Source organism: Eubacterium sp. SB2 (assembly GCF_001244405.1).
GTDB lineage: Bacteria > Bacillota > Clostridia > Lachnospirales > Lachnospiraceae > Faecalicatena > Faecalicatena contortus_B.
On record NZ_LN865152.1, the window covers coordinates 822,276 to 842,485 of the forward strand.

Below are 20,210 nucleotides of genomic sequence, written 5' to 3' on the forward strand. Positions count from 1 at the left end.
CCTGCCAACATACTTTAACGTTATATCATATTTTTTCTTCGTTGAAAAGGTTTTTCATACTTATTTCACTTTTGTCTTTACAAAAGCGGCGAAAGCAGCCGCGAGAACTGCTCTTTGATCCGGATCAGCAGGCTTCGCTGGTCATATACTTTGCGGGTGACATGAGTACATTTTGTCATGTCATTTTCAAATGCACGCTCCAGGCGCTGCACGGTCCGCTCACTGTAAACGACTGCATTTACCTCAAAATTCAGGCCGAAACTGCGGATATCCATATTGGCTGTGCCCACACAGGCTACCATACCGTCCACACTCAGGGTTTTTGCGTGGAGAAATCCGTTGTTGTACACATAGCACTTTGCCCCTGCTGCCACCATGTCTCCAAGATAGGAATAAGTTGCCCAGTACACAAACGGATGATCCGGTTTGCACGGCACCATGATTCTAACATCGATCCCGGAACGGCTGGCGATCTTGAGTGCATCGAGTATGGAATCGTCCGGTATGAAATACGGAGTCTGCAGGTATACATGGTCCTTCGCGCTGTGGATGAGGCGCAGATAATTATCGTGGATCGTCTTTATCTGGGAGTCAGGGCCGCTGGAAATAATCTGGACAGGATCGTGTCCATTTCTCACATAATCCGGTATCTCGAAGAGATGATCCTCCAGGAAAAGATTTTCCTTGGCAGCATAATTCCAGTCCAGCACAAAACGGACTGCCAGGGATGTTACGGCAGCCCCCTCTATACAGAGATGTGTATCGCGCCAATAGCCAAACTTCTTACTGTCCAGGCCAAGGTACTCCCTGCCCACGTTGAATCCGCCCACAAAGCCCACGCGGCCGTCGATTACCACAATCTTTCTGTGGTTCCGGTAATTCACACGAAGCTGAAGCTGTCCCAGCAGAGCCGGGAAGAATTCCGCCACCTGCACACCAGCCTTCTCAAGGCGTTCCCAGTCCTTGTTATGCATAGTCCGGCATCCCATACTGTCAAACAGCACCCGGACTTCTATTCCTTCTCTTGCCTTCTGGGTCAGGACCGGTTCAATCTCCTGCCACAGTTCATCGTTACGGATAATGTAGTACTGCAAATGAATGTAGCGCTTCGCCTGTTTCATTTCTTCAATCAATGCCCGGAACTTTTCCCTGCCGTCCGTATAGATGCGGACATCGTTGTTGTCAGTCAGCACGGACTCGCCGGCCTCCAGATTGTAAAGAATCAGGTCCTTGAAGCGCGCCATCTCCGGATTGGCAAGCCTGAGCTGTTTTCTATAAATCGTTTCCTCCTGCCTTCGCACGGCATATTTCAGTTCGCCTTCAATCTCTTTCGCCTTAAACATCCTGCTTTTATGAAAATCCTGTCCGATAACCAGATAGAGGAAAAAACCAAGAATCGGGATAAAATAGAGCAGCAGCAGCCAGGTCCAAACTGTCTGCGGGGATCTGCGCTGAAAGAAAATTATGATCAGGGATAGGAGAATATTGATGATAACCAGATTGTCCATTACAAAGTTATAAGCCGTTATCAACCCATTCCATATCGTTTCTGCCATATAATATTAACTCCTTTTTTCGTCGGTATGTAACATATTTGATTATACTATTATATTTCCAAAAAAGTAACCCTAAAATGTGACAGATCCTAAATAAATAGGTAAAAGGGCGGCTATCCAGAGACCGGCATGTAAACAGTTACTCGGAGCCCGTCTGGTGCGGGCCCCTATTTGAACAGTTTCCTTATAAGTTCAATTTTCTAAGCAGGCTGTATATATCAAGGGTTCCATATCCCCAATTTTTATTGGGGTAGGTGTATCCGTGATTGCTTCTGTCCGCACCGCGTATGATCAGCCGATTGACATCGTATCCCGTAATGGTCGGATAATATCCCTTTACAACCGCCCATTCGAGCAGCATTGCAATCGTTCCTGTGGCATGGGCGGCCGCCGCTCCTGTTCCGGATATATAACCGTATCGGCCGTCCGGATAGGCACAGGCGATTTGATACCCGGGCGCTGCAATATCCGGAGTGATTCTGTTATTTCTGGTATAGCCCCAGCTGGATTCCGGCATCGTGCTGCTGCTCAGTGAATTATAGGCTGTTACAGTCAATGGGTATTCCGCGTTTCCAGGTTCCGTCACTGTGGCATCCGGGGAGGAGGCCAGAAAATACGTCTCCTCTGAGATCAGATCACCGGCGGGAAGCCATGCGTGAAAAGCGTAATCTTCCTCTTCCAGGTTTACAAGCCTAAAACGCCATATCCCTTCGCTGGGATTCTCAAATCTGATCATAATCAGCTGGTCTCCGGTCTCCTTTTCCAGGGTAATATTATTTACATAAATCCTGCTTGACTCAAATATAAAATCAAAGGCATAGCAGCTGCCTAACTGGGGCTGGATAAATCTTGTTGTCTCACCCGTGGGAGATGTGATTTTTACAGCAAGGCGCGCAGGAATCTCGGACCAGATTTCCATTGCAAACAAAGTGTCTTGTTTGGAGATTTCCAGTTCAAATATATGATTGTATGCCTCATCCGTGACCCGTGAGTAATAGTGCCTCCTGCTGCTCCCTTCATTCCCCCCTGCGATAACTGCATCAATGCCTGGATTCAGCACCATCCGGCTCAGATAGTCACTGAGCGTCCCCAAGCCAATATGACCGCCGTGGCTGCTGCCCATGGCCAGACAAATCACCATCGGCCTTTGAAGCTCCCGGGCTTTCTGTGTTAAATAGTTCAGGCCTAACAGGATATCCGTTTCCTGATAACATTCGGTATCTCCGTGGACAAAAGAGAGTTTACGAAGATTATTTTTGGGCGGTTTTAATTTTACTACGATTAGTTCCGCTTCCGTTACTATACCTCTGAAAGAAGCTGAGTCCATTACATTGCCCGCTATAATGCTGGCGATAGCAGTACCGTGTCCGTTTGTATCCTGGCATGGAACAATACTGAGAGGATACTCGCTCTGAAGTGCAAGATTAAGATCTTCATTCGTATACTCTGTACCATATCCGAATCCCTCGGGTGATATCCCATTTTGATCCTCCTGATCCCAAATGCTATAGATACGGGAATTCCCTTCTCTTGTGAGAAAGGCCGGGTGGCGGTAATCAATGCCTGTATCGACAAGCCCCACCAGGACACCGTGTCCATAAAGTGCCAGATGCGGGTTGTTTTGAAGGCTCCCTATACCCGAATCTTCGGTCGTTAGAACCGACATGGGCGTGAACAGGCCCGGCACACTGTGATATGGATATGTTTCTCCGAGTTCGCAGGGATAAGGGTCTGGATTCAAAACGTTTATAATCGAATACCTGTCATTGATCTTGATCGCCTGACCGTCTTCTGATTCAGCATTTCTCACCAGCATATTATCGATAATCAGGTCTAAATAATTTTCATCTATAATTTTATTCAATATTCTGCCCTACTATATTTTTAATATATTATATTAAAACTTCCTAATCATAGAATATCAAATTGCTTGCACTTCCCTCCAAAGAATGGTACAATACTACTTGCATAATCGCGGAAAAAGAGTATTTATAGGAGGGTTCATCGTGAGTTTAGGATTGAAAATAATGCTCATTGTTTTGGTAGTATTGATCATCGCATTAATCTTACTGTATATCTTCGGCAAAAGATCAGAAAAAAAGCAGGCAGCACAAAGAGAACAGATGGAAGCAGCAGCACAGCAGGTAACGATGCTGATTATCGATAAAGGTAAGATGAAGCTGAAAGACGCCGGTTTCCCTTCCGTTGTCGTCGACAATACACCCAAGTATCTGAGACGTACGAAAGTGCCGGTCGTAAAGGCAAAAGTCGGACCAAAGGTAATGACACTGATGTGCGATGCGCAGGTATTTCCTCTCATCCCTATTAAAAAGGAAGTCAAAGCAACCGTAAGCGGCATCTACATAACGGCCGTAAGAGGAGTCCGCGGATCACTGGAAACACCGCAGAAGAAGAAAGGGCTCTTCGCCAGATTTAAAAAGGATAAAAAATAAATTCCTAATAACAAAAAACAACCGCAGTAATCTGATAACAATCAGAAACTGTGGTTATTTTTTTACAATGGGGCGCAAAGGGGTCAGACCCCTATGAAAAGGGGTCTGACCCCTTTGAGTAAATGTCCATCTTTATTTTGCAATCAGCCAATGGTTCATGGTTCACATTCAGTTCGTAATCCACCCTGACACCAATGTTGTCGTCCGTAACATTCACTTCCATGTTCTTTGTATTCACTCCAATCAGCATCTGCCCATAAGGTGTCTGATAATACGTGAGATTCTTTTTATTCTTTTCAAATATCATATGGGCATTGGATATACCGGTTTTCATGATCTCCAGGCTGTCTGAACCGGTTATTTTTATTTTATTTTTTATTGTTCCGGGCATACCTTCCATTACTTCATCATAAAGCACGTAATGGTTCCCGTTCCTGCAGTAATAACTGCCGGGTGTTACGACCTCGATGGCCTCGTTTTCTTCATCCGTCATGCCGGCGATAAAGTCCGTGTGCAGTCCGGATATGCTGACCAATACATCCTTTGTCATATGGTTCACCTAATATTCTTCAATGTTAACTACGTTTGTGGTTGATATGTCAAACGGCATGACCGTGTTGGCAAAATGCCGGAATTTTTCCGCAGCATCACTGACAAAAAATTCATAACGGCTGTGGGGCTCCTGCTGACTGCCATTCTCCATACCCTGCTCTTTCAGCAGCTTTTTCAGATCCATGGCTGTCTCATAGGCCGGATTCACAATCTGGATCCCATCTCCCATGTAGGCGCGGATCTTAGATCGGAGCAGCGGGTAGTGGGTACATCCAAGTATCATGGCATCGATGTCTGTCTTCTTCATCGATTCCAAATAAAAATCAATGATCTCCCGTGTAACCTGATGTTCTTTAAACCCTTCCTCCACGAGAGGGACAAACAATGGACATGCCTTTTCTATCACCGTTATCTCAGGATTCATGCCATGGATAATCTTCGTATACATACCGCTCTGCACCGTAGCATCTGTTCCGACAACACCGACCTTCAGGTTCTGTGTCGCCTCCACTGCCGCCCTGGCCCCCGGGATGACCACCCCGAGGATTGGAACGTCAAATTCATCGCGAACCGCGTCCAGCGCAAGTGCACTCGCCGTATTGCAGGCAATCACAATGGCTTTCACCTTTTTGTTCTTCAAAAAGCGGATGATCTGCTCGGAAAAGCGGATAATTGTATTCTGGGACTTGCTTCCGTACGGAACACGCGCAGTATCCCCGAAATACACGATATTCTCATTCGGAAGCTGTCTTATCATCTCCCGTACGACCGTCAGGCCTCCGACGCCCGAATCAAACACACCGATCGGCGCCGTTTTTTTACATTCCGCACTCAATGTCACTCGTCTCCTAGATTGCTAATACTTTTGCAATTTCATACTGGTGGGCGGGAATCTCTTTCTTCATGGAGAGAGCTTCCTCGATATCATAGTCTACAAATCTTCCGTTCTTATACCCTACTACCCGATTCGTCTTGCCTGAGCAAAGCAGCTCTACTGCCATGGCTCCCATGGTGGATGCATATACTCTGTCCTTACATGTCGGGCTTCCGCCGCGCTGCATGTGTCCCAGGATCGTTGCCCTTGTCTCAATACCGGTGGCCTCTTCGATTCTCTTCGCCATATTGATGGAGTCGCCCACACCCTCGGCGTTGATAATAATATAATTCTTCTTGCCGCGTTTCTTATTCTCCATTATGTCGGAAATCAGGGCTTCCTCATTATAATCTTTTTCTTCCGGCATCAGGATTCTCTCCGCACCATTTGCAATACCGCACCACAGTGCCAGGTATCCTGCATCCCTTCCCATAACTTCAATAATGCTGCAGCGTTCATGGGATGTGGAAGTATCGCGCACTTTGTCAATCGCCTCCATGGCTGTGTTGACTGCAGTGTCAAATCCGATTGTATAATCTGTACAGGCGATATCCAGGTCAATTGTTCCCGGAAGGCCGATTGTATTCACTCCCAGATGAGAAAGCTTCTGGGCGCCGGCAAAGGAACCGTCTCCGCCGATTACCACAAGACCGTCAATGCCGTATTTTTTGCAGATAGCTGCCGCTTTCTGCTGCCCTTCCTCCGTGCGCATAGCCTGACAGCGTGCTGTCTGCAGAATGGTTCCGCCGCGCTGAATCGTATCGGATACGTCGCGTGCTGACAGGTCGATAATCTCCTCTTTCAAAAGGCCATGATATCCTCTTCTGATCCCGCGTACCTTCAGCCCTTTGGAAAGTGCTGTTCTTGTAACCGCACGGATCGCCGCATTCATTCCCGGAGCATCTCCGCCGCTTGTGAGAATCCCAATAGTGCGGATTCGGTCTTCAATCTCTTCCAGGTTTATTTTACTAACCGATGCTTTTGTTTCTGCCATATTTTTATCCACCTTTCTAAAAATACCTACCTAACCAAATGTCGTTTTTCTGCAATTTCCTGAACCCTTGCCATCGGGAGGGCGAAAAAGCCTGCCCTGCAGGGATTGCTTAAATTTTAACACTTTGGGTACTATTCTAACCTATTTATAAGTGGTTTTCAATAGGTTTTTCTACCACTTTTACCCGCTTATCCCCAAAATGATTCATCAACCTGCTTAACACCTGAGGGCCGATACTGATATTACGGTTTCTGGGCAGACGTTTCACCGCCCGTTCCGCCTGACAGTAGATCACGACCTCATCGTCGCCCTCCGAATCCGCAAGGTACCCGTATACGATCTGTTCTTCTTCCTGAAATGCGTTCTTATCCGGGAACTGGAGCCAAAGCTCTTTCTTTGTCTGCGTAAACGGAATGATCTTCTCACAGATCAGCTTACTCGCCTTTTCGTCCTCCTCAGACACTCTCCCGCGGATAAACACCTTATTATCCACTTCCAGCAGAGGGCGGTTCTTCTCATAATCCCGCGGGAACACCACAACTTCCACCGTTCCCAGCAGGTCTTCCAGTGTCAGGAACGCCATCATCTGATTATTCCTGGTGTTTTTCACCGTCTTGTCAGTAATCATTCCCCCGATAATCTCTTTGGCGCCGTCACGTACCTTGGTTGACCCGGTCTCCTCATCCGGCTGAAAATCAGCGGTTGTGGCAGAAATGGATCTACGCCACTTTTCCTCGTCTTCCTCCAGCGGATGCCCGCTGATATATATCCCCAGCACCTCTTTTTCAAAGGCCAGCAGATTTTCTTTCGTATACTCGCCTACATCCGGCAGTTTGATTTCAAACTCGCTCTTCTGCTCATCATCCACCAGATCAAACAATGTCATCTGCCCGGTCATGGCATATTTCTTTTCCTGGTTGACATGATCCACGATCTGTACGTAAATGCTCATGAACTGTTTTCTGGTTCCGCCCAGCCCATCCAGCGCCCCTGCCTTGATGAAGTTCTCAATCACCCTTTTATTGAGGGAATCCCTCACGGACATTCTGCTGATAAAGTCCTCCAGATTTTTAAACGGCCCGAATTCTTTCCGGTCCGCGGCAATCGCTTCAATAACAGGCTTTCCCACGCTCTTAATCGCAGCCAGTCCATAGCGTATATTGCCTTCGTCCACGGAAAAGTCAGCCACTCCGCGGTTGATATCCGGCGGAAGTATCCGGATGTCCATCTGCCGGCAGGTATAGATATATTCTGCCACCTTTGACGGATTTTCAATCACGGAAGTCATCAAAGCTGCCATAAATTCAACCGGATAATAGTATTTCAGATACGCCGTCTGGTATGAAACCACCGCATAGGCCGCGGCATGGGACTTATTGAACGCGTATTTCGCAAAATCGATCATTTCATCATAGATCTTATTGGCAGTTTTCTCATCGATCCCGTTGGCGACACAGCCCGGAACCCCGCTCTCTTCGTCCCCGTAGACAAAGGTCTGTCGCTCCTTCTGCATCACATCTCCCTTTTTCTTGGACATGGCGCGGCGCAGCAGGTCGCTTCTCCCCAGCGTATAGCCGGCCAGGTCGCGCACAATCTGCATAACCTGCTCCTGATATACGATACACCCATACGTCGGCGCAAGAATCGGTTCCAGCTGCGGGCAGTCGTAAGTGATTGATCCCGCATCATTCTTTCCCCGGATATACTGCGGGATAAAGTCCATCGGCCCCGGACGGTACAGCGAGATCCCGGCGATGATATCCTCCAGGCTGTGGGGTTTCAGTTCCTTCATAAAGCTCTTCATCCCCGCGCTTTCCAGCTGGAAAATACCGTCAGTCTTCCCTGTGCCTATATAATCCAATACGTTTTTATCATTATAGTCAATCCGATCCATATCCAGGTCCGGGTTCTTATGCTTTACCATCCCAACCGCATTCTGTATCACCGTCAATGTACGCAGCCCCAGGAAATCCATTTTTAAAAGGCCCAGTTCTTCCAGCGTGGTCATCGTAAACTGCGTGGTGATGGAACCATCCTGCGCACGGGAAAGCGGCACATACTCATCCACTGACTTCTGGCTGATCACGACACCGGCCGCATGCATGGAGCTGTGGCGCGGCAGACCCTCGAGACGTTTTGACATATCGATGAGATACTTCACCTGCTCATCCGTCTCATAGGTTTTCCGCAGTTCCGGGTTCATTTTCAGTGCTTTGTCAATTGTGATATTCAGTTCGGTAGGGATCATCTTTGCAATCGTATCTACAAAGGCATACGGCAGATCCATGACGCGGCCTACATCGCGGATGACTCCCCGGGCCGCCAAGGTTCCGAATGTGACGATCTGCACCACCCGGTCCTTGCCGTATTTGCGTACCACATAGTCTATGACTTCCTGCCGTCTTTCATAACAAAAATCCACGTCAATATCGGGCATAGATACACGTTCCGGGTTCAGGAAGCGCTCAAACAGAAGCTGGTAGCGGATGGGATCGATGTTGGTAATCTCCAGACAGTAGGAAACGATACTTCCGGCGGCTGAACCCCGCCCCGGACCTACCGCGATTCCATGATCCTTCGCATACTTTATAAAGTCCCACACAATCAGAAAATAATCCACATATCCCATATTTTTTATGGTATTCAGTTCATATTCCAACCGCTCTCTCAGTTCCTGGGGCGGATTATCATAATGCCTCTCCAGGCCCTCGAAACACAGCTTATTCAGATATTCCCAGGAAGTCATGCCGTCCGGCACATCGTATTTCGGCAGCTTGGTTACGCCGAATTCGATCTCCACCTCACATCTGTCGGCGATACGCTGTGTGTTCTCCAGCGCCTGCAGCGCATAGGGAAAGAGCTGCGCCATCTCCTCGGGGGACTTGACATAGTACTGTCCGCCCTCATAACGCATCCGGTTCTCATCATCCAGCTTTTTCGCAGTCTGGATGCAGAGCAGGATGTCATGGGGCTTCTCATCCTCCGCGAGAGTATAGTGCACGTCATTGGTGGCAGCAAGTTCTATCTCCAGTTCCTCCGACATCTGCAGAAGTCTCTGGTTCACCAGCGCCTGATCCGGAATGCCATGATCCTGGAGTTCCAGAAAATAATTTCCTTTCCCGAAAATATCCTGATATTCCAGGGCGGACTTCTTCGCCTCCTCATACAGTCCTTTTGTCAGATACCGCTGTACCTCTCCGGCCAGGCAGGCGCTCAGGGCAATAATTCCCTCGTGGTATTCCCTAAGAAGCGCCTTATCTACCCTTGGCTTATAATAATAGCCTTCCACAAATCCCTTTGACACAATCTTCATCAGATTGGCATAACCTGTATTATTCTCAGCCAGAAGGACGAGATGGTAATACCTGTCCTCCCCGCCGTTTAATTCTCTGTCAAACCGGGAATTCGGGGCTACATACACCTCACACCCGAGTATAGGCTTAATCCCCTGCTTCTTTGCCTCCCGGTAAAAATCTATCACACCGTACATCACACCGTGATCCGTTATGGCCGCACTGTTCATGCCCAGTTCTTTTACTCTTGCCACGTATTCTTTTATCTTATTCGAGCCATCCAGAAGACTATATTCTGTATGGACATGTAAATGTGCAAAATTCATTCTTCACCTCTTGATTCTATCTGCATCCGTGCAGACCTTCCCACTGCCGCCAGGGTCATCACTGCCAGCCGGCCGGCCTTCTTTTGCTGCGGAACGAACCTGCAGTTCCTCTCTGCCTCACAGAGTGAAAAAGGGCGGTCCCCTGTAAGAGAACTACCCTCATATGCTTCCTTTTTATGTTGATCCAGGACCGCCGGCGCCCTTGCCGGCTATCAGGGACTCACCCGTTACTGTTCGCGCCCCGGGGGTGTGAACAGTAACACTCACCCTGGGGTTCTTCTAAACTCCACCGTTGATCATAAAATTGATCAGTCTGTCTGTATCTTCTTTTTCGTATGCAATGATCTCCAGTTCAGGAATCTCGCCGTTTGAGAAGATGTTCGCCATGGATACATACTGGGATAACTTAGACTTCAGATTCAGTCTGTCCCCCTCACCTGTTACTAATTCTACTCTTCCCTGGCATGCATCTACTACCTTAAAAAACGCCTCTATGTCCGTAATGTTCTGTACTTTCATCTTTACAATCTCTCCTTTCAATCAACTACGTCTTACTGTTTCATTATAACTTATTTCAAAGGGATTGCAAGATTTTTTAACGAATTCTGATGCATTTTTCCAGAATCTCAATCTTACCTGCCTTTAAAAGACGTCCCACTGCACGCTTGAACGCCGCCTTGCTCATATTGAATTCCCGCTTAATCGTCTCCGGGTCTGCTTTGTCCGTAAACGGAAGTTCTCCGTCGTAACTTTGGATCACCTTAAAGATGTACTGAGCATCTTTATCCATCTGCTCCGGAATCTTATCTTTTACGCTCAGATCCAGTTTGCCGTCCGTCTTCACGGAGGTCACCCTGGCTTCCACCGTCTGGCCCACTGTCAGCCCGCCGAATACGTCTTTTCTTGGAATCAGCGCGGAATACTGCTGATCCACCGCTACAAAAATCCCGAACTCATCGCTGGTATCGTAGATAATGCCGCTTACCTTGTCATCCTTCTTATACGGTGAGTCCGTCCGCAGCATATGATAGACTTTCATAGTGGCGCAAAGTCTGCCGCTCTTATCGATGTAAAGAGATACGAGACATTGGTCACCCTTTTTTACCTTTGCTGTCTGCTCCTTAAAAGGCAGGAATAAGTCCTTTTCCAACCCCCAGTCGAGAAAAGCTCCCATCTTCCCAACATCTGCCACTTCCAGTACCGCCAGCTTTCCAAGGGTTACCTTAGGTTCATGGGTGGTCGCAATCATCCGGTCATCGGAATCGCGGTACAAAAACACTTCAACAGGGTCTCCTATTTCAATGTCTTGGGGCACCTGCTTCTTCGGGAGCAGCACCCGCTCCTCGTCGCTTCCCAGATATACCCCGAACTCTACTTTTTTTACAACCGTCAGAACCTGTTTTTCCCCTAACTTCATTTCCTGTTCTCCTTCTATCTATATCGGGACATGATTGATCAGCCTGTCCCTGTTACTATCACTGATACTATGTTAGTATACCTTGTCTTTCCTAAATAAGCAAACATTTTCCCTATGTTCTTGACTATTGGCAGCAGTTAAATTATATCTCCCCAGCCAGTATCAGTAAAGCGGGATTTAGTTGACAGGCTTTAGTCCTGTCGACGGATGGGGACGCTTCATGACAGGGAGGCCGGGGAGGTGCTGGGGCTGTATATGCCGTTGCGATATGCACCCATGCTGCTAAGTGATTCTAGAACACCCGATGCCGGATAGGCGGGTACGCTGAACACATCACGGGAAATCTGATGATTTCCCGCGCTGGGTTCAGCAACAACTTGATTTGGAGATCAAGTTGTTCCCCGCCTATCCGGCATCGGCTGTTCAAGAATCACTAAGCGCACTCCAGCATTTCGCAACGGCATATACAGCCCCAGCACCTCCCCGGCCTCCCTGTCATAAAGCTGGCTCATCCAATCGGCAGGAAAGCTCGCCAACCGGGTGGGATCCCGGACCAGGGCAGCGGATGTGGATTGGCTATGCGTGTCTTTTCATCTTCAAGATGTGTATTGAATTATTTTGATACTGGAACCGTATCCCTTTGCTTATGTACACCTACTGGGGACATAAAAGTCCCGCCAATTCTATATCCATACGCTGCCCCCGTTTGAGGCCCCACCTTAGGAACGAGTCCTTTTCCTGCCGGTTGGATGCGCCAGCTCCATGAAGGGATAGCCGAAAGCCTCCCGGAGAACATCCATGTCCTTTCAAAAACGCTCAAAGCGAACCTTAGAAATTCTTGGTGGGAAACAGCCCTGAAAATGGAGAGATTTTTGGATTCCGAATCCAAAAATCAGCTGACCCAGCGCGAGAAATCATCGGATTTCTCGTGATGTGTCAGTGGTGCTCCATTTTCAGGGCTGTTTCCCGCCTAGAATTTCTTAGGCTCGTGGCCGCATTTTTGAAAGGACATGGATGTTCTCCGGGAGGCTTTCGGCTATCCCTTTATGGAGCGTCCCCATCCGCGCCGAGGCTAAAGCTCGTCGCTAAATCCCGATTTAGATGTTGGCTGGGTTGTGTGATGTAACGCCCTTAAACTCGATCACCGCGTAGGGCTTCTCGTTCCTGTCACAAAGCTCTACCACGGTCCGCTCCGCTTCAAAAGATGCCTTTGGATAGATGATGTCCCCATAGACTGCGGATTTTTTATAGTCCACCCTCAGCTGTCCGATCTTCATGTCTTCCGGAAGGATTTCCAGCGCCATCTGCACATACTGACAGTTATTGACATGCTCGTTTGTGTCGATATGGTATTTGCGCACCGGAAAGGAGGGCAGACTTTTGCAGGATTCCGGCAGTTTTATCTTTCTGTCCTCATAATGCATCTCCAGCGGCGGCTCCATACCGTAAGGCGCGATATCTTCCTCCCCCGGCCTTGCCGGCCGGCCCTTCTCTATATCCATGAATACCCATACAGAGTTGGCGCAGGCAGTCATATTTCCCTGTTCATCCTTCATGACAAAGTTACGGTTCCCGTATAGTCCCTTGAACCCGGTGGCAAATGTGCCTACTGTAATCTGCTCTCCCATCTTCGGAAAGCGGTCGATCACCACCTGCCAATAGGAAAGGAGCCATGCCTTTTTTCTCTCTCTCAGTACCTCGAGACCCACGCCGATGTCTTCCGACTGAAAGGTGCTGCAGTCCTGAAAATAGTTGATAAGCGCCGGAAGTGTCATGGTTCCCTGGTGGTCGATTTCGCTGTATCTTACTCTGCTGTCAAATGCGTACATTTATAATACCTTCTTTCTTATCCTGTCATTTCACTGTTCTTGTTTCCTAATCATTTTTGCTGGATTTAAAGCTATGCTCTATTGTGATCACGCACCGGTAACGGTGATCCGTCTCCCTCAGCCTTGCCGCCAGTTTTGCCTGCAGCTCCCGCCGCGTTTTTTCATGGTAAGAGATTGGCACAACCATATCGAAGATCAGATTAATCTGCTCTTTTCCCTCCACCACGCGGAAGTCATGAATACTGCAGCTGCTGTCCAGTCCTTTCAACGCCCCGTCCACCTGCATGCGTATTTTCATGACTTCTTCATTCTGTGTTTCGATCGGATCCATATGGACAACCAGGAAAATACCCAATTCTTCTATGGCCTCTCTCTCGATTCGGTCAATGATTTCGTGGGACTCTTCGATGTTGACATTGTTGGGGACTTCTGCATGGATCGATGCCATGCTCCGGTTTGGCCCGTAATTATGTACGATGAGGTCATGCGTCCCCTCAATGCCCTCATAGTTTTCTACAAATTTTCTAATCTTATCATACAGCTCCGGGTCTACCCCCTCGCCGATCAACGGCTCCAGTGTGTCTTTGGCAATTCCTACGCCCGCCCACATGACTACAAGCGCTACACCCACTCCGACAAAGCCGTCTATATTAATGCCGGTCACTTTGAAAAATATCAGCGAAAGGATCGTTGCTCCGGTCGTGATAACGTCTCCCATGGAGTCCGTAAATACGGCCATCATTACTTTTGAGTCAATCTTTTGTCCCAGTTTCCGGTTAAAAATGCCCAGCCACAGCTTGACGCCGATAGACAGCAGCAGAATGATCATGGACAGGAGCTGAAAGTTAAGTTCCTCCGGCATTCTGATTTTAGCCAGAGAATCCTTCAGAAATGTGAATCCAACTTCCAATACCAGAAAGGCTACGACCAGGGCTGCTATGTACTCCACTCTGCCGTGGCCGAACGGGTGATCCTCATCAGCAGGTTTCCCGGCCATTTTTACTCCGACAAAGCTGATCACCGACGATCCTGCGTCGGAAAGGTTGTTGAACGCGTCCGCTGTTACGGAAACGCTGTGAAGAACGATTCCGACAACAAATTTTACAATGAACAGAAATACATTACAAAAGATGCCCACGATACTGGCTAATACGCCATAAGCTGTACGCACGGACACCTTTTCTACTTTTTCATAATCTTTTACAAAATGTTTTACTAAAAATTCAGTCATGTTCCCTCCGCCTGGATTTCCGGAGATTCCGCCTGCGCATTCGGGCTCTGTGCCGTCCCTGTGACACCGGCCGGTCTGTTATTTAAAACGCTCCAGGAAATACCATTTTATCTTAAAGTCTGATTGTGCCGTCACCTGGGAGTACTCGTCCTCTGTCAGCACGCTCTTCAGTTCCTCTTTTCCTTCTTCCGGCACAACCGCATTTGTGGCATCCGTAAAGCACAAATTCGGGTACAGTACGCACCACCAGTTATGTCCTTTTGCTGCTCCGATCTCAATTCTTAACGCCTCATAATTACCCGCCGGAAACGTCACATCCCCGTATGTCTTATCCGGGAAATAACAGGTCGTCACCGCGGCGCTCACGGGATAGTCCTTGTTTTGCGCCAAGATCGTCTGTCTGGCAGTCTCCTCCAGTTCATCCGTATGCCTGCGCATCCATTCCTTCGTTTCATCCACATTCAGCCCTTCTGGCATTGCGGCTTTCAGGTAGGCCAGAACCTGTTCCTTGACATCCATCTTCAGGGCCTGGTCTTCCTCACTGTCGCTGTTGGCAAGAATGTGAAACCGCAGAACCTCCTGCGCCAGATGTTCCTGCGTCTTGGCCTGGGCGGTCAGCTGCACACGCCAGACGGCGAACCCCGTGATCAGAGTCGCGATGATGACCGCGAGCATTAAAATAATTCTGTTTGTCTGTCTTTCTATGTGAAATGTTCTATCCATATGTAACTCCCTCCATGTTTCAGATGCGTCTGATCTGTTTGATAAAAGGAGTATTGACAGAATTTACAGAATTATACAACAACGGGGCTGCCGCTGTTTTTATACTTATTTATGACGCAGTATACCGATCACCGCCGCCACCTGGTTATCGATATGCTGGCTTGTAATTTTTGCAGCTTTACCTCTTTCCCCGTTCTCTATGGCCCGGATAATGTCCTGATGCTCCGCCAGAAGCTTAGGGTGGCATTCTTTCTGCTTCAGGTACTCCACACGGTACCGGTACATCTGTTCACGCAGGTTGTTCAGCAGCTGGATCAGCCTTGTGTTATCTGTCGCAATATAGATCACGTCATGAAACGCTACGTCTGCCTCGGCAATCTGGGTGATATCATCGCTGTCAAGGACGGCTTCGAATTCCTTCGCGGCCTTTTTCAGATTCCGAATTCCCTCTTTGTCTATCCGGTCACAGGCCAGCTGTACCGCCAGCTCTTCCAGGGCCCCTCTTACTTCAAGGACATCACGCAGGTTCTTTTCCGTGATTTCCGCAACTTCCGCACCCTTGCGCGGGATCATCAGTACAAGGCCCTCCAGCTCCAGCTTACGGATTGCCTCACGGATCGGTGTACGGCTTACGCCCAGCTTATTCGCAAGCTGAATCTCCATCAGACGCTCTCCCGGCTTTAGCTCGCCCCGCAGAATGGCTTGTCTCAGCGTGTTGAACACCACATCCCGCAAAGGCAGGTATTCGTTCATAGTCACTTCAAATTTAGGCTCCATATTCTATCCTCCTCGCACCGTGTATGTTCGTCACATACACCTGCTTTGCCAGTGCTTTTTCTCTGATCTTATCCTGCGCTTTTCTGGCCTGCGCCTTGTTCTCAAACAGGCCGAATACGGTTGGGCCGCTGCCGCTCATCATTGCGTTGAGCGCTCCGGCCGCTTTCATTTCATTCTTAATGTCTTCAATGACCGGATACAGAGGAATCGTCACATCTTCCAGCACATTTCCCATGGCAGCTGCGATGTCCGGAAGACTTCCTTGTTCTAAACCGGCTATCAGGGCGTCGATATCCGGATGTTTTAGGATCTCTTTTGCATCCAGCGCCTCGTACACGACCTTGGTGGATACACTGATCGCCGGCTTGGCCACAAGAACCGTGCATTTCGGCATGGCAGGCAGCACCGTGAGTTCTTCCCCGATCCCCTCTGCCAGTACGGTGCCGCGCATGATGCAGTAGGGCACATCCGCTCCCAGCTTCACGCCCCGTTCCATCAATTCTTTTTGGGACAGGCCCAGGCCGAACATCCGGTTCATTCCAAAAAGCACGGCGGCGGCGTTGGAACTGCCGCCCGCCATACCTGCTGCCACCGGTATATGTTTATCCAGCGTAATGATAACACCTTCCTGAATTGCAAACTCCCTGATCAGCATAGCCGCTGCTTTGTATGCAATATTATTCTCATCTGTGGGAAGAAAATACAGATTCGTCCTGACTTCGATCCCCTTCTTTTCCGTCCGCTCTATTTTCACATCGTCATACAGATATATTGACTGCATCACCATGCGTACATCGTGGTATCCGTTCGCCCTTCTCCCCAGTACGTCCAGTCCCAGATTGATTTTGGCAAGAGCCTTTAATGCGATCTGTTTCATCCTGTGTCCTCCAAATTGTATCTTGTATACATTATACCTACAGTATACTCATATTTTCCTTAAAAATCAACAATTTGTCACCCGGTTTTATGGTATCTGATTCCAATTCATTGATTTCCTTGATACCGTCTATGGTGGTCATATAATTCTTTGCAAGCGTCCAGAGCTCATCTCCGTCTTTCACAATGTAGCCTACGATTCCCGGCCGTTTTTCCATCTCTTCCATCGAAACCGGAGACAGTTCCACATCCGTAATTACCTGCATGGGAACGGGTTTGCGCATAAATGTGTCAAAGGCAAGCACAGCCTTCACCTCTACCGCCTCGCTCCCTGCCAGATTGACGGAAAGCTGCTCAACATGATAGGAAATGTTATAGCGCACATCTTCCGTCATTCCCGGGCATTCCAGCAGATAAGAGAAGGGGACCATTCCCTGCCAGCCGCCAAACGGCATTGCATCATCCGCTTTCAGATAAAGGAAGGAAATGTGCAGGATGCCTTCGATCTGGATTCCTTCCTCTACCAGTTCCATGTGTTCGATCTGCACGCTGCCGTCGCTGTGGCAGATCTGCAGCACGTCGTCTTTTAACTCCGGAAGGGACAGACGCTCCGCCACTTTACATTTCGAATAATTCTGTACAAGGAGTTCTTCATAGACCGCCTCTCTCGTTTCAAATCCGCAGTTCTGCTCCAGAGAATACATATCCTCCAGAAGTTCAATCTCTTCCTCCTGATAAATGTTCATCCTCAAATTCAGAGTGCCCTCTATCCCAAGAATACGCATTTCTCCATCCTCATCCATTCGGACATCCATCAGGGTATCCTCCAGGCTGTTGTGGACATAATAGTACATGCCTTCCTCCACGCCGCCGCATTCGATCCGGCCCTCATACGGGACGCTCTGCTCCAGCCAGTCTGCCTTCCCATCCTCCGACAAATACATGCAGAACACCAGGAGTTCGCCTTTCAGCTGCATCTCATCCTGTCCCAGGCGGATCTCCAGCTTCCTGCTGCTGACGTCCGTCAAAAGCAGCTGACCGACGCTTTCCTTTGTTCCGGGAAGCGTGATTTCCTCCTTGATCCGGTAGGTATCCTTTTTGGTGGTATGAAGCTCCAGGAGGTTTACATTTTTCATTTTTTTGTAAATCGGAACCGGGCTGTCGATATCCACTGTGGTTTCTTCGTCCTCCAGCTTTTCCCGGCCAATCTCCATCTCTACCATTGCACGGATACTCAGTTTTCTGGAATGTACCAGAGATACCGTGAATTCCACGCGGATATTCTGTATAAAATAGCTTTCCATTTCTCCGCCATCCGTATACACCATCTCTTCAAATGGTATCTTGCCTTCTAATACCGCGGGCTGCGGATCTCCGGTTGCAGTGACATATAGTATCTGAAAATACAATTTGCCCGAAATCCTTATGTAATTTTCAACCAGCTTGATATCCTCGATCTTAACCGTGCCGCTTCCCTGGATAATCTGCTGTACATCCTCCTTTGCATCGGGGACATTGTAATCCTCATCCAGATAAAACTGGTCAAAAGTTCGTTTTCCCTCCTGTGTGTAGTGTACTTGTTTCTTAATCAGTTCCATATACATCCTCCTCTAATCAAAAATCACATTTTTTTCAATATATTCCAGTTTAACTACCACATAGGGATAGGTAGTTACCTCTTCCGTTTTCTCTCCCTTTTCCGGCCCCAGCAGATTCGTATGTATATAAATGGCATTTTCTGTCTCATATAGTCCCGTCACTTCTACGCTGTACCCGCTTTTGGGCTGCGGCCCGTATCCTTCCGCAATATACAGATATCCCTGGTCTGCGTATGTCAGCTTAAATGGCAGGTCCCTGTTTTCCAGAATCGCCGTCTTCAGTTCATTTGGCACTTTCTCCTTATCCATAACGGTAAAGTCCAGGTCCCGCAGCTTTTCCGTCTTTTGTGGGCGCGATATGCATCCCGTGAGCATCAGCACAAGCAAAAATCCCGCCAGATACATCATTTTTCTCTTCATATCCAATCCCCGCGGTATATTCTCTCTATTATCATATTATTCAAGCGTCCTGAATATTCTCTTTCTGCTGGATTCTGTGCCAATTGCTTTTTTGGGGGAAGGCGGTCCCTTTATTTCGCTGGGCGCATCCGGGCGGTAGGGAAGGTTGGCTTATGGGGAGGAGATTTTACGGGGGGCAGTGTATTGATTCGTTTGGTGGGAGTTGTAATCTGTATTGATTTATTGATAAAATGTATGTTATTTGACCGGAGTATGAATAGTGATAAACTAGTTGCTATTCTCTGGATTGTGAATAGTGTCCAAACTGTAATGGTTCAGAACTGTCTGAACTGTTACACCAAACTAACTTTTTACAGAATTATATTCTGTACATTACTTGTTTTTTAGGGCAGGGTTTTGTATAATTGGAGGGCATGGTATTCTGGAGCCGGTACTTGTTAACACTGGTTTGAGAAATGCATAGACAAGAACAGAAAAGAGGGTATTTCCTGATGTTTAGATTTATCTGTATTGTGATCTTCCTGGTTACATTTTTGATTCTTTCCATTCCGATCTTCTTCGTGGAATGGGTGATCGGCAAATTCAACCGTGAAAAAAGAGACTATAGCTCTCTGCGGCTCGTGCAGTGGGCATTTAAAGTAATCTTAAAAATGACGAGCGTACGCACCACCGTCATCGGCGAGGAGAATGTTCCCGATGAACCTGTGCTTTTCATCGGAAACCACCGTAGTTTTTTTGACATTCTGCTGACCTACTCCCGCTGTAAAAGGCTGACCGGATACGTTGCCAAGAAAGAGATGGAGCACATCCCGCTGCTTTCTACATGGATGCGCTATCTGTATTGCCTCTTTCTGGACCGCGAAAATCCAAAAGAGGGGTTAAAGACCATTCTACAGGCGATCGACTACATAAAAAAGGGGATTTCGATCTGTATCTTCCCGGAGGGAACGCGCAATAATGGGGAAGAACTAAGTATGCTCCCGTTTAAAGACGGCGCTTTTAAGATCGCTACGAAAACAAACTGTGCTATTGTACCAGTTTCCATGAATAATACATGTGCCATCTTCGAAAAACAATTTCCCAGGATTCGCAAAGTCCATGTCGTGATCGAATACGGAAAGCCAATTTATCCCGATCAGTTGGAAAAGGAAGATAAAAAACATATTGGGAATTACGTACAGAATATTATACAGAAAACGATTATTAAAAATGCTGAGATCGTGTCATAATCGATTGTATGAAATTAGAGGTGCTGTCGTCAACAGCACCTCCTTATTTTCAGGGGACTTCA

The 20,210-nt window shown here is 48.0% G+C and carries 17 protein-coding genes; 2 read left to right on the plus strand and 15 right to left on the minus strand.

Going from position 1 to position 20,210, the window contains the following annotated elements; translation table 11 throughout:
- Nucleotides 1-77: 77 nt before the first annotated feature.
- Nucleotides 78-1,556 (minus strand): cardiolipin synthase, encoded by a 1,479-nt coding sequence (cls, locus tag BN1938_RS11160; RefSeq protein WP_050640654.1) that lies wholly within the window; start codon nucleotides 1,554-1,556, stop codon nucleotides 78-80.
- 184 nt (nucleotides 1,557-1,740) lie between these two features.
- Nucleotides 1,741-3,420 (minus strand): S8 family peptidase, encoded by a 1,680-nt coding sequence (locus BN1938_RS11165; RefSeq protein WP_050640655.1) that lies wholly within the window; start codon nucleotides 3,418-3,420, stop codon nucleotides 1,741-1,743.
- 142 nt (nucleotides 3,421-3,562) lie between these two features.
- Here BN1938_RS11165 and BN1938_RS11170 point away from each other — a divergent pair, with 142 nt between their 5' ends.
- The gene (locus BN1938_RS11170) at nucleotides 3,563-4,009 is read left to right on the plus strand and encodes a hypothetical protein (RefSeq protein WP_025655919.1); all 447 of its coding nucleotides are present in this window, start codon (nucleotides 3,563-3,565) and stop codon (nucleotides 4,007-4,009) included.
- A 91-nt stretch (nucleotides 4,010-4,100) separates the two neighbouring features.
- Here BN1938_RS11170 and BN1938_RS11175 read toward each other — a convergent pair whose 3' ends face one another.
- The 13 genes from BN1938_RS11175 to BN1938_RS11235 form a co-directional block, all read right to left on the minus strand.
- Entirely contained in the window at nucleotides 4,101-4,559 is a 459-nt protein-coding gene (locus BN1938_RS11175) for a YwiB family protein (RefSeq protein ID WP_050640656.1), read from the minus strand.
- Nucleotides 4,560-4,568: 9 nt separating this feature from the next.
- Nucleotides 4,569-5,402 carry a glutamate racemase gene (gene murI / locus BN1938_RS11180; protein ID WP_369794757.1) on the minus strand — a complete coding sequence of 278 codons (834 nt, stop codon included), beginning with the start codon at nucleotides 5,400-5,402 and terminating at the stop codon, nucleotides 4,569-4,571.
- Nucleotides 5,403-5,409: 7 nt separating this feature from the next.
- On the minus strand, nucleotides 5,410-6,429 hold the full coding sequence (gene pfkA, locus BN1938_RS11185) for a 6-phosphofructokinase (protein ID WP_025655916.1): 1,020 nt from the start codon (nucleotides 6,427-6,429) through the stop codon (nucleotides 5,410-5,412).
- Between the two features lie 145 nt (nucleotides 6,430-6,574).
- Nucleotides 6,575-10,048: a DNA polymerase III subunit alpha gene (locus tag BN1938_RS11190; RefSeq protein ID WP_050640658.1), complete on the minus strand. Its 3,474-nt coding sequence runs from the start codon at nucleotides 10,046-10,048 to the stop codon at nucleotides 6,575-6,577.
- Nucleotides 10,049-10,327: 279 nt separating this feature from the next.
- Nucleotides 10,328-10,567 carry a hypothetical protein gene (locus BN1938_RS11195; RefSeq protein ID WP_025655915.1) on the minus strand — a complete coding sequence of 80 codons (240 nt, stop codon included), beginning with the start codon at nucleotides 10,565-10,567 and terminating at the stop codon, nucleotides 10,328-10,330.
- Between the two features lie 76 nt (nucleotides 10,568-10,643).
- Nucleotides 10,644-11,465, minus strand: a complete 822-nt coding sequence (locus BN1938_RS11200) for a CvfB family protein (protein ID WP_050640659.1) — start codon at nucleotides 11,463-11,465, stop codon at nucleotides 10,644-10,646.
- Between the two features lie 1,097 nt (nucleotides 11,466-12,562).
- Nucleotides 12,563-13,294 carry an acyl-[acyl-carrier-protein] thioesterase gene (locus tag BN1938_RS11205; RefSeq protein ID WP_050640660.1) on the minus strand — a complete coding sequence of 244 codons (732 nt, stop codon included), beginning with the start codon at nucleotides 13,292-13,294 and terminating at the stop codon, nucleotides 12,563-12,565.
- 46 nt (nucleotides 13,295-13,340) lie between these two features.
- Nucleotides 13,341-14,525 carry a cation diffusion facilitator family transporter gene (locus tag BN1938_RS11210; protein ID WP_050640661.1) on the minus strand — a complete coding sequence of 395 codons (1,185 nt, stop codon included), beginning with the start codon at nucleotides 14,523-14,525 and terminating at the stop codon, nucleotides 13,341-13,343.
- Nucleotides 14,526-14,603: 78 nt separating this feature from the next.
- A complete protein-coding gene (spoIIR, locus tag BN1938_RS11215) occupies nucleotides 14,604-15,248 on the minus strand; it encodes a stage II sporulation protein R (protein ID WP_050640662.1) in 645 nt (214 codons plus the stop codon).
- A gap of 105 nt (nucleotides 15,249-15,353) precedes the next feature.
- On the minus strand, nucleotides 15,354-16,025 hold the full coding sequence (locus tag BN1938_RS11220; RefSeq protein ID WP_050640663.1) for a GntR family transcriptional regulator: 672 nt from the start codon (nucleotides 16,023-16,025) through the stop codon (nucleotides 15,354-15,356).
- Entirely contained in the window at nucleotides 16,015-16,902 is an 888-nt protein-coding gene (ispE, locus tag BN1938_RS11225) for a 4-(cytidine 5'-diphospho)-2-C-methyl-D-erythritol kinase (protein WP_050640664.1), read from the minus strand. Before ispE ends, BN1938_RS11220 begins: the two co-directional genes overlap by 11 nt.
- 37 nt (nucleotides 16,903-16,939) lie before the next feature.
- Nucleotides 16,940-18,499, minus strand: a complete 1,560-nt coding sequence (locus BN1938_RS11230) for a DUF3794 and LysM peptidoglycan-binding domain-containing protein (RefSeq protein ID WP_025655907.1) — start codon at nucleotides 18,497-18,499, stop codon at nucleotides 16,940-16,942.
- A gap of 12 nt (nucleotides 18,500-18,511) precedes the next feature.
- Nucleotides 18,512-18,919 carry a protease complex subunit PrcB family protein gene (locus tag BN1938_RS11235; RefSeq protein WP_025655906.1) on the minus strand — a complete coding sequence of 136 codons (408 nt, stop codon included), beginning with the start codon at nucleotides 18,917-18,919 and terminating at the stop codon, nucleotides 18,512-18,514.
- A 491-nt stretch (nucleotides 18,920-19,410) separates the two neighbouring features.
- On the opposite strand from BN1938_RS11235, the gene BN1938_RS11240 reads away from it, so the two are divergent.
- On the plus strand, nucleotides 19,411-20,148 hold the full coding sequence (locus BN1938_RS11240; protein ID WP_050640665.1) for a lysophospholipid acyltransferase family protein: 738 nt from the start codon (nucleotides 19,411-19,413) through the stop codon (nucleotides 20,146-20,148).
- Nucleotides 20,149-20,210 lie beyond the last annotated feature (62 nt).

What these genes read in the sequence shown, in the direction of transcription:
- BN1938_RS11240 (WP_050640665.1), top strand. Translation starts at nt 19,411, where the DNA reads ATGTTTAGATTTATCTGTATTGTGATCTTCCTGGTTACATTTTTGATT.
- BN1938_RS11220 (WP_050640663.1), bottom strand. Translation starts at nt 16,025, where the DNA reads ATGGAGCCTAAATTTGAAGTGACTATGAACGAATACCTGCCTTTGCGG.
- pfkA (WP_025655916.1), bottom strand. Translation starts at nt 6,429, where the DNA reads ATGGCAGAAACAAAAGCATCGGTTAGTAAAATAAACCTGGAAGAGATT.
- BN1938_RS11175 (WP_050640656.1), bottom strand. Translation starts at nt 4,559, where the DNA reads ATGACAAAGGATGTATTGGTCAGCATATCCGGACTGCACACGGACTTT.
- BN1938_RS11210 (WP_050640661.1), bottom strand. Translation starts at nt 14,525, where the DNA reads ATGACTGAATTTTTAGTAAAACATTTTGTAAAAGATTATGAAAAAGTA.
- BN1938_RS11200 (WP_050640659.1), bottom strand. Translation starts at nt 11,465, where the DNA reads ATGAAGTTAGGGGAAAAACAGGTTCTGACGGTTGTAAAAAAAGTAGAG.
- BN1938_RS11195 (WP_025655915.1), bottom strand. Translation starts at nt 10,567, where the DNA reads ATGAAAGTACAGAACATTACGGACATAGAGGCGTTTTTTAAGGTAGTA.
- spoIIR (WP_050640662.1), bottom strand. Translation starts at nt 15,248, where the DNA reads ATGGATAGAACATTTCACATAGAAAGACAGACAAACAGAATTATTTTA.
- BN1938_RS11205 (WP_050640660.1), bottom strand. Translation starts at nt 13,294, where the DNA reads ATGTACGCATTTGACAGCAGAGTAAGATACAGCGAAATCGACCACCAG.
- BN1938_RS11230 (WP_025655907.1), bottom strand. Translation starts at nt 18,499, where the DNA reads ATGGAACTGATTAAGAAACAAGTACACTACACACAGGAGGGAAAACGA.
- BN1938_RS11235 (WP_025655906.1), bottom strand. Translation starts at nt 18,919, where the DNA reads ATGAAGAGAAAAATGATGTATCTGGCGGGATTTTTGCTTGTGCTGATG.
- ispE (WP_050640664.1), bottom strand. Translation starts at nt 16,902, where the DNA reads ATGAAACAGATCGCATTAAAGGCTCTTGCCAAAATCAATCTGGGACTG.
- cls (WP_050640654.1), bottom strand. Translation starts at nt 1,556, where the DNA reads ATGGCAGAAACGATATGGAATGGGTTGATAACGGCTTATAACTTTGTA.
- BN1938_RS11190 (WP_050640658.1), bottom strand. Translation starts at nt 10,048, where the DNA reads ATGAATTTTGCACATTTACATGTCCATACAGAATATAGTCTTCTGGAT.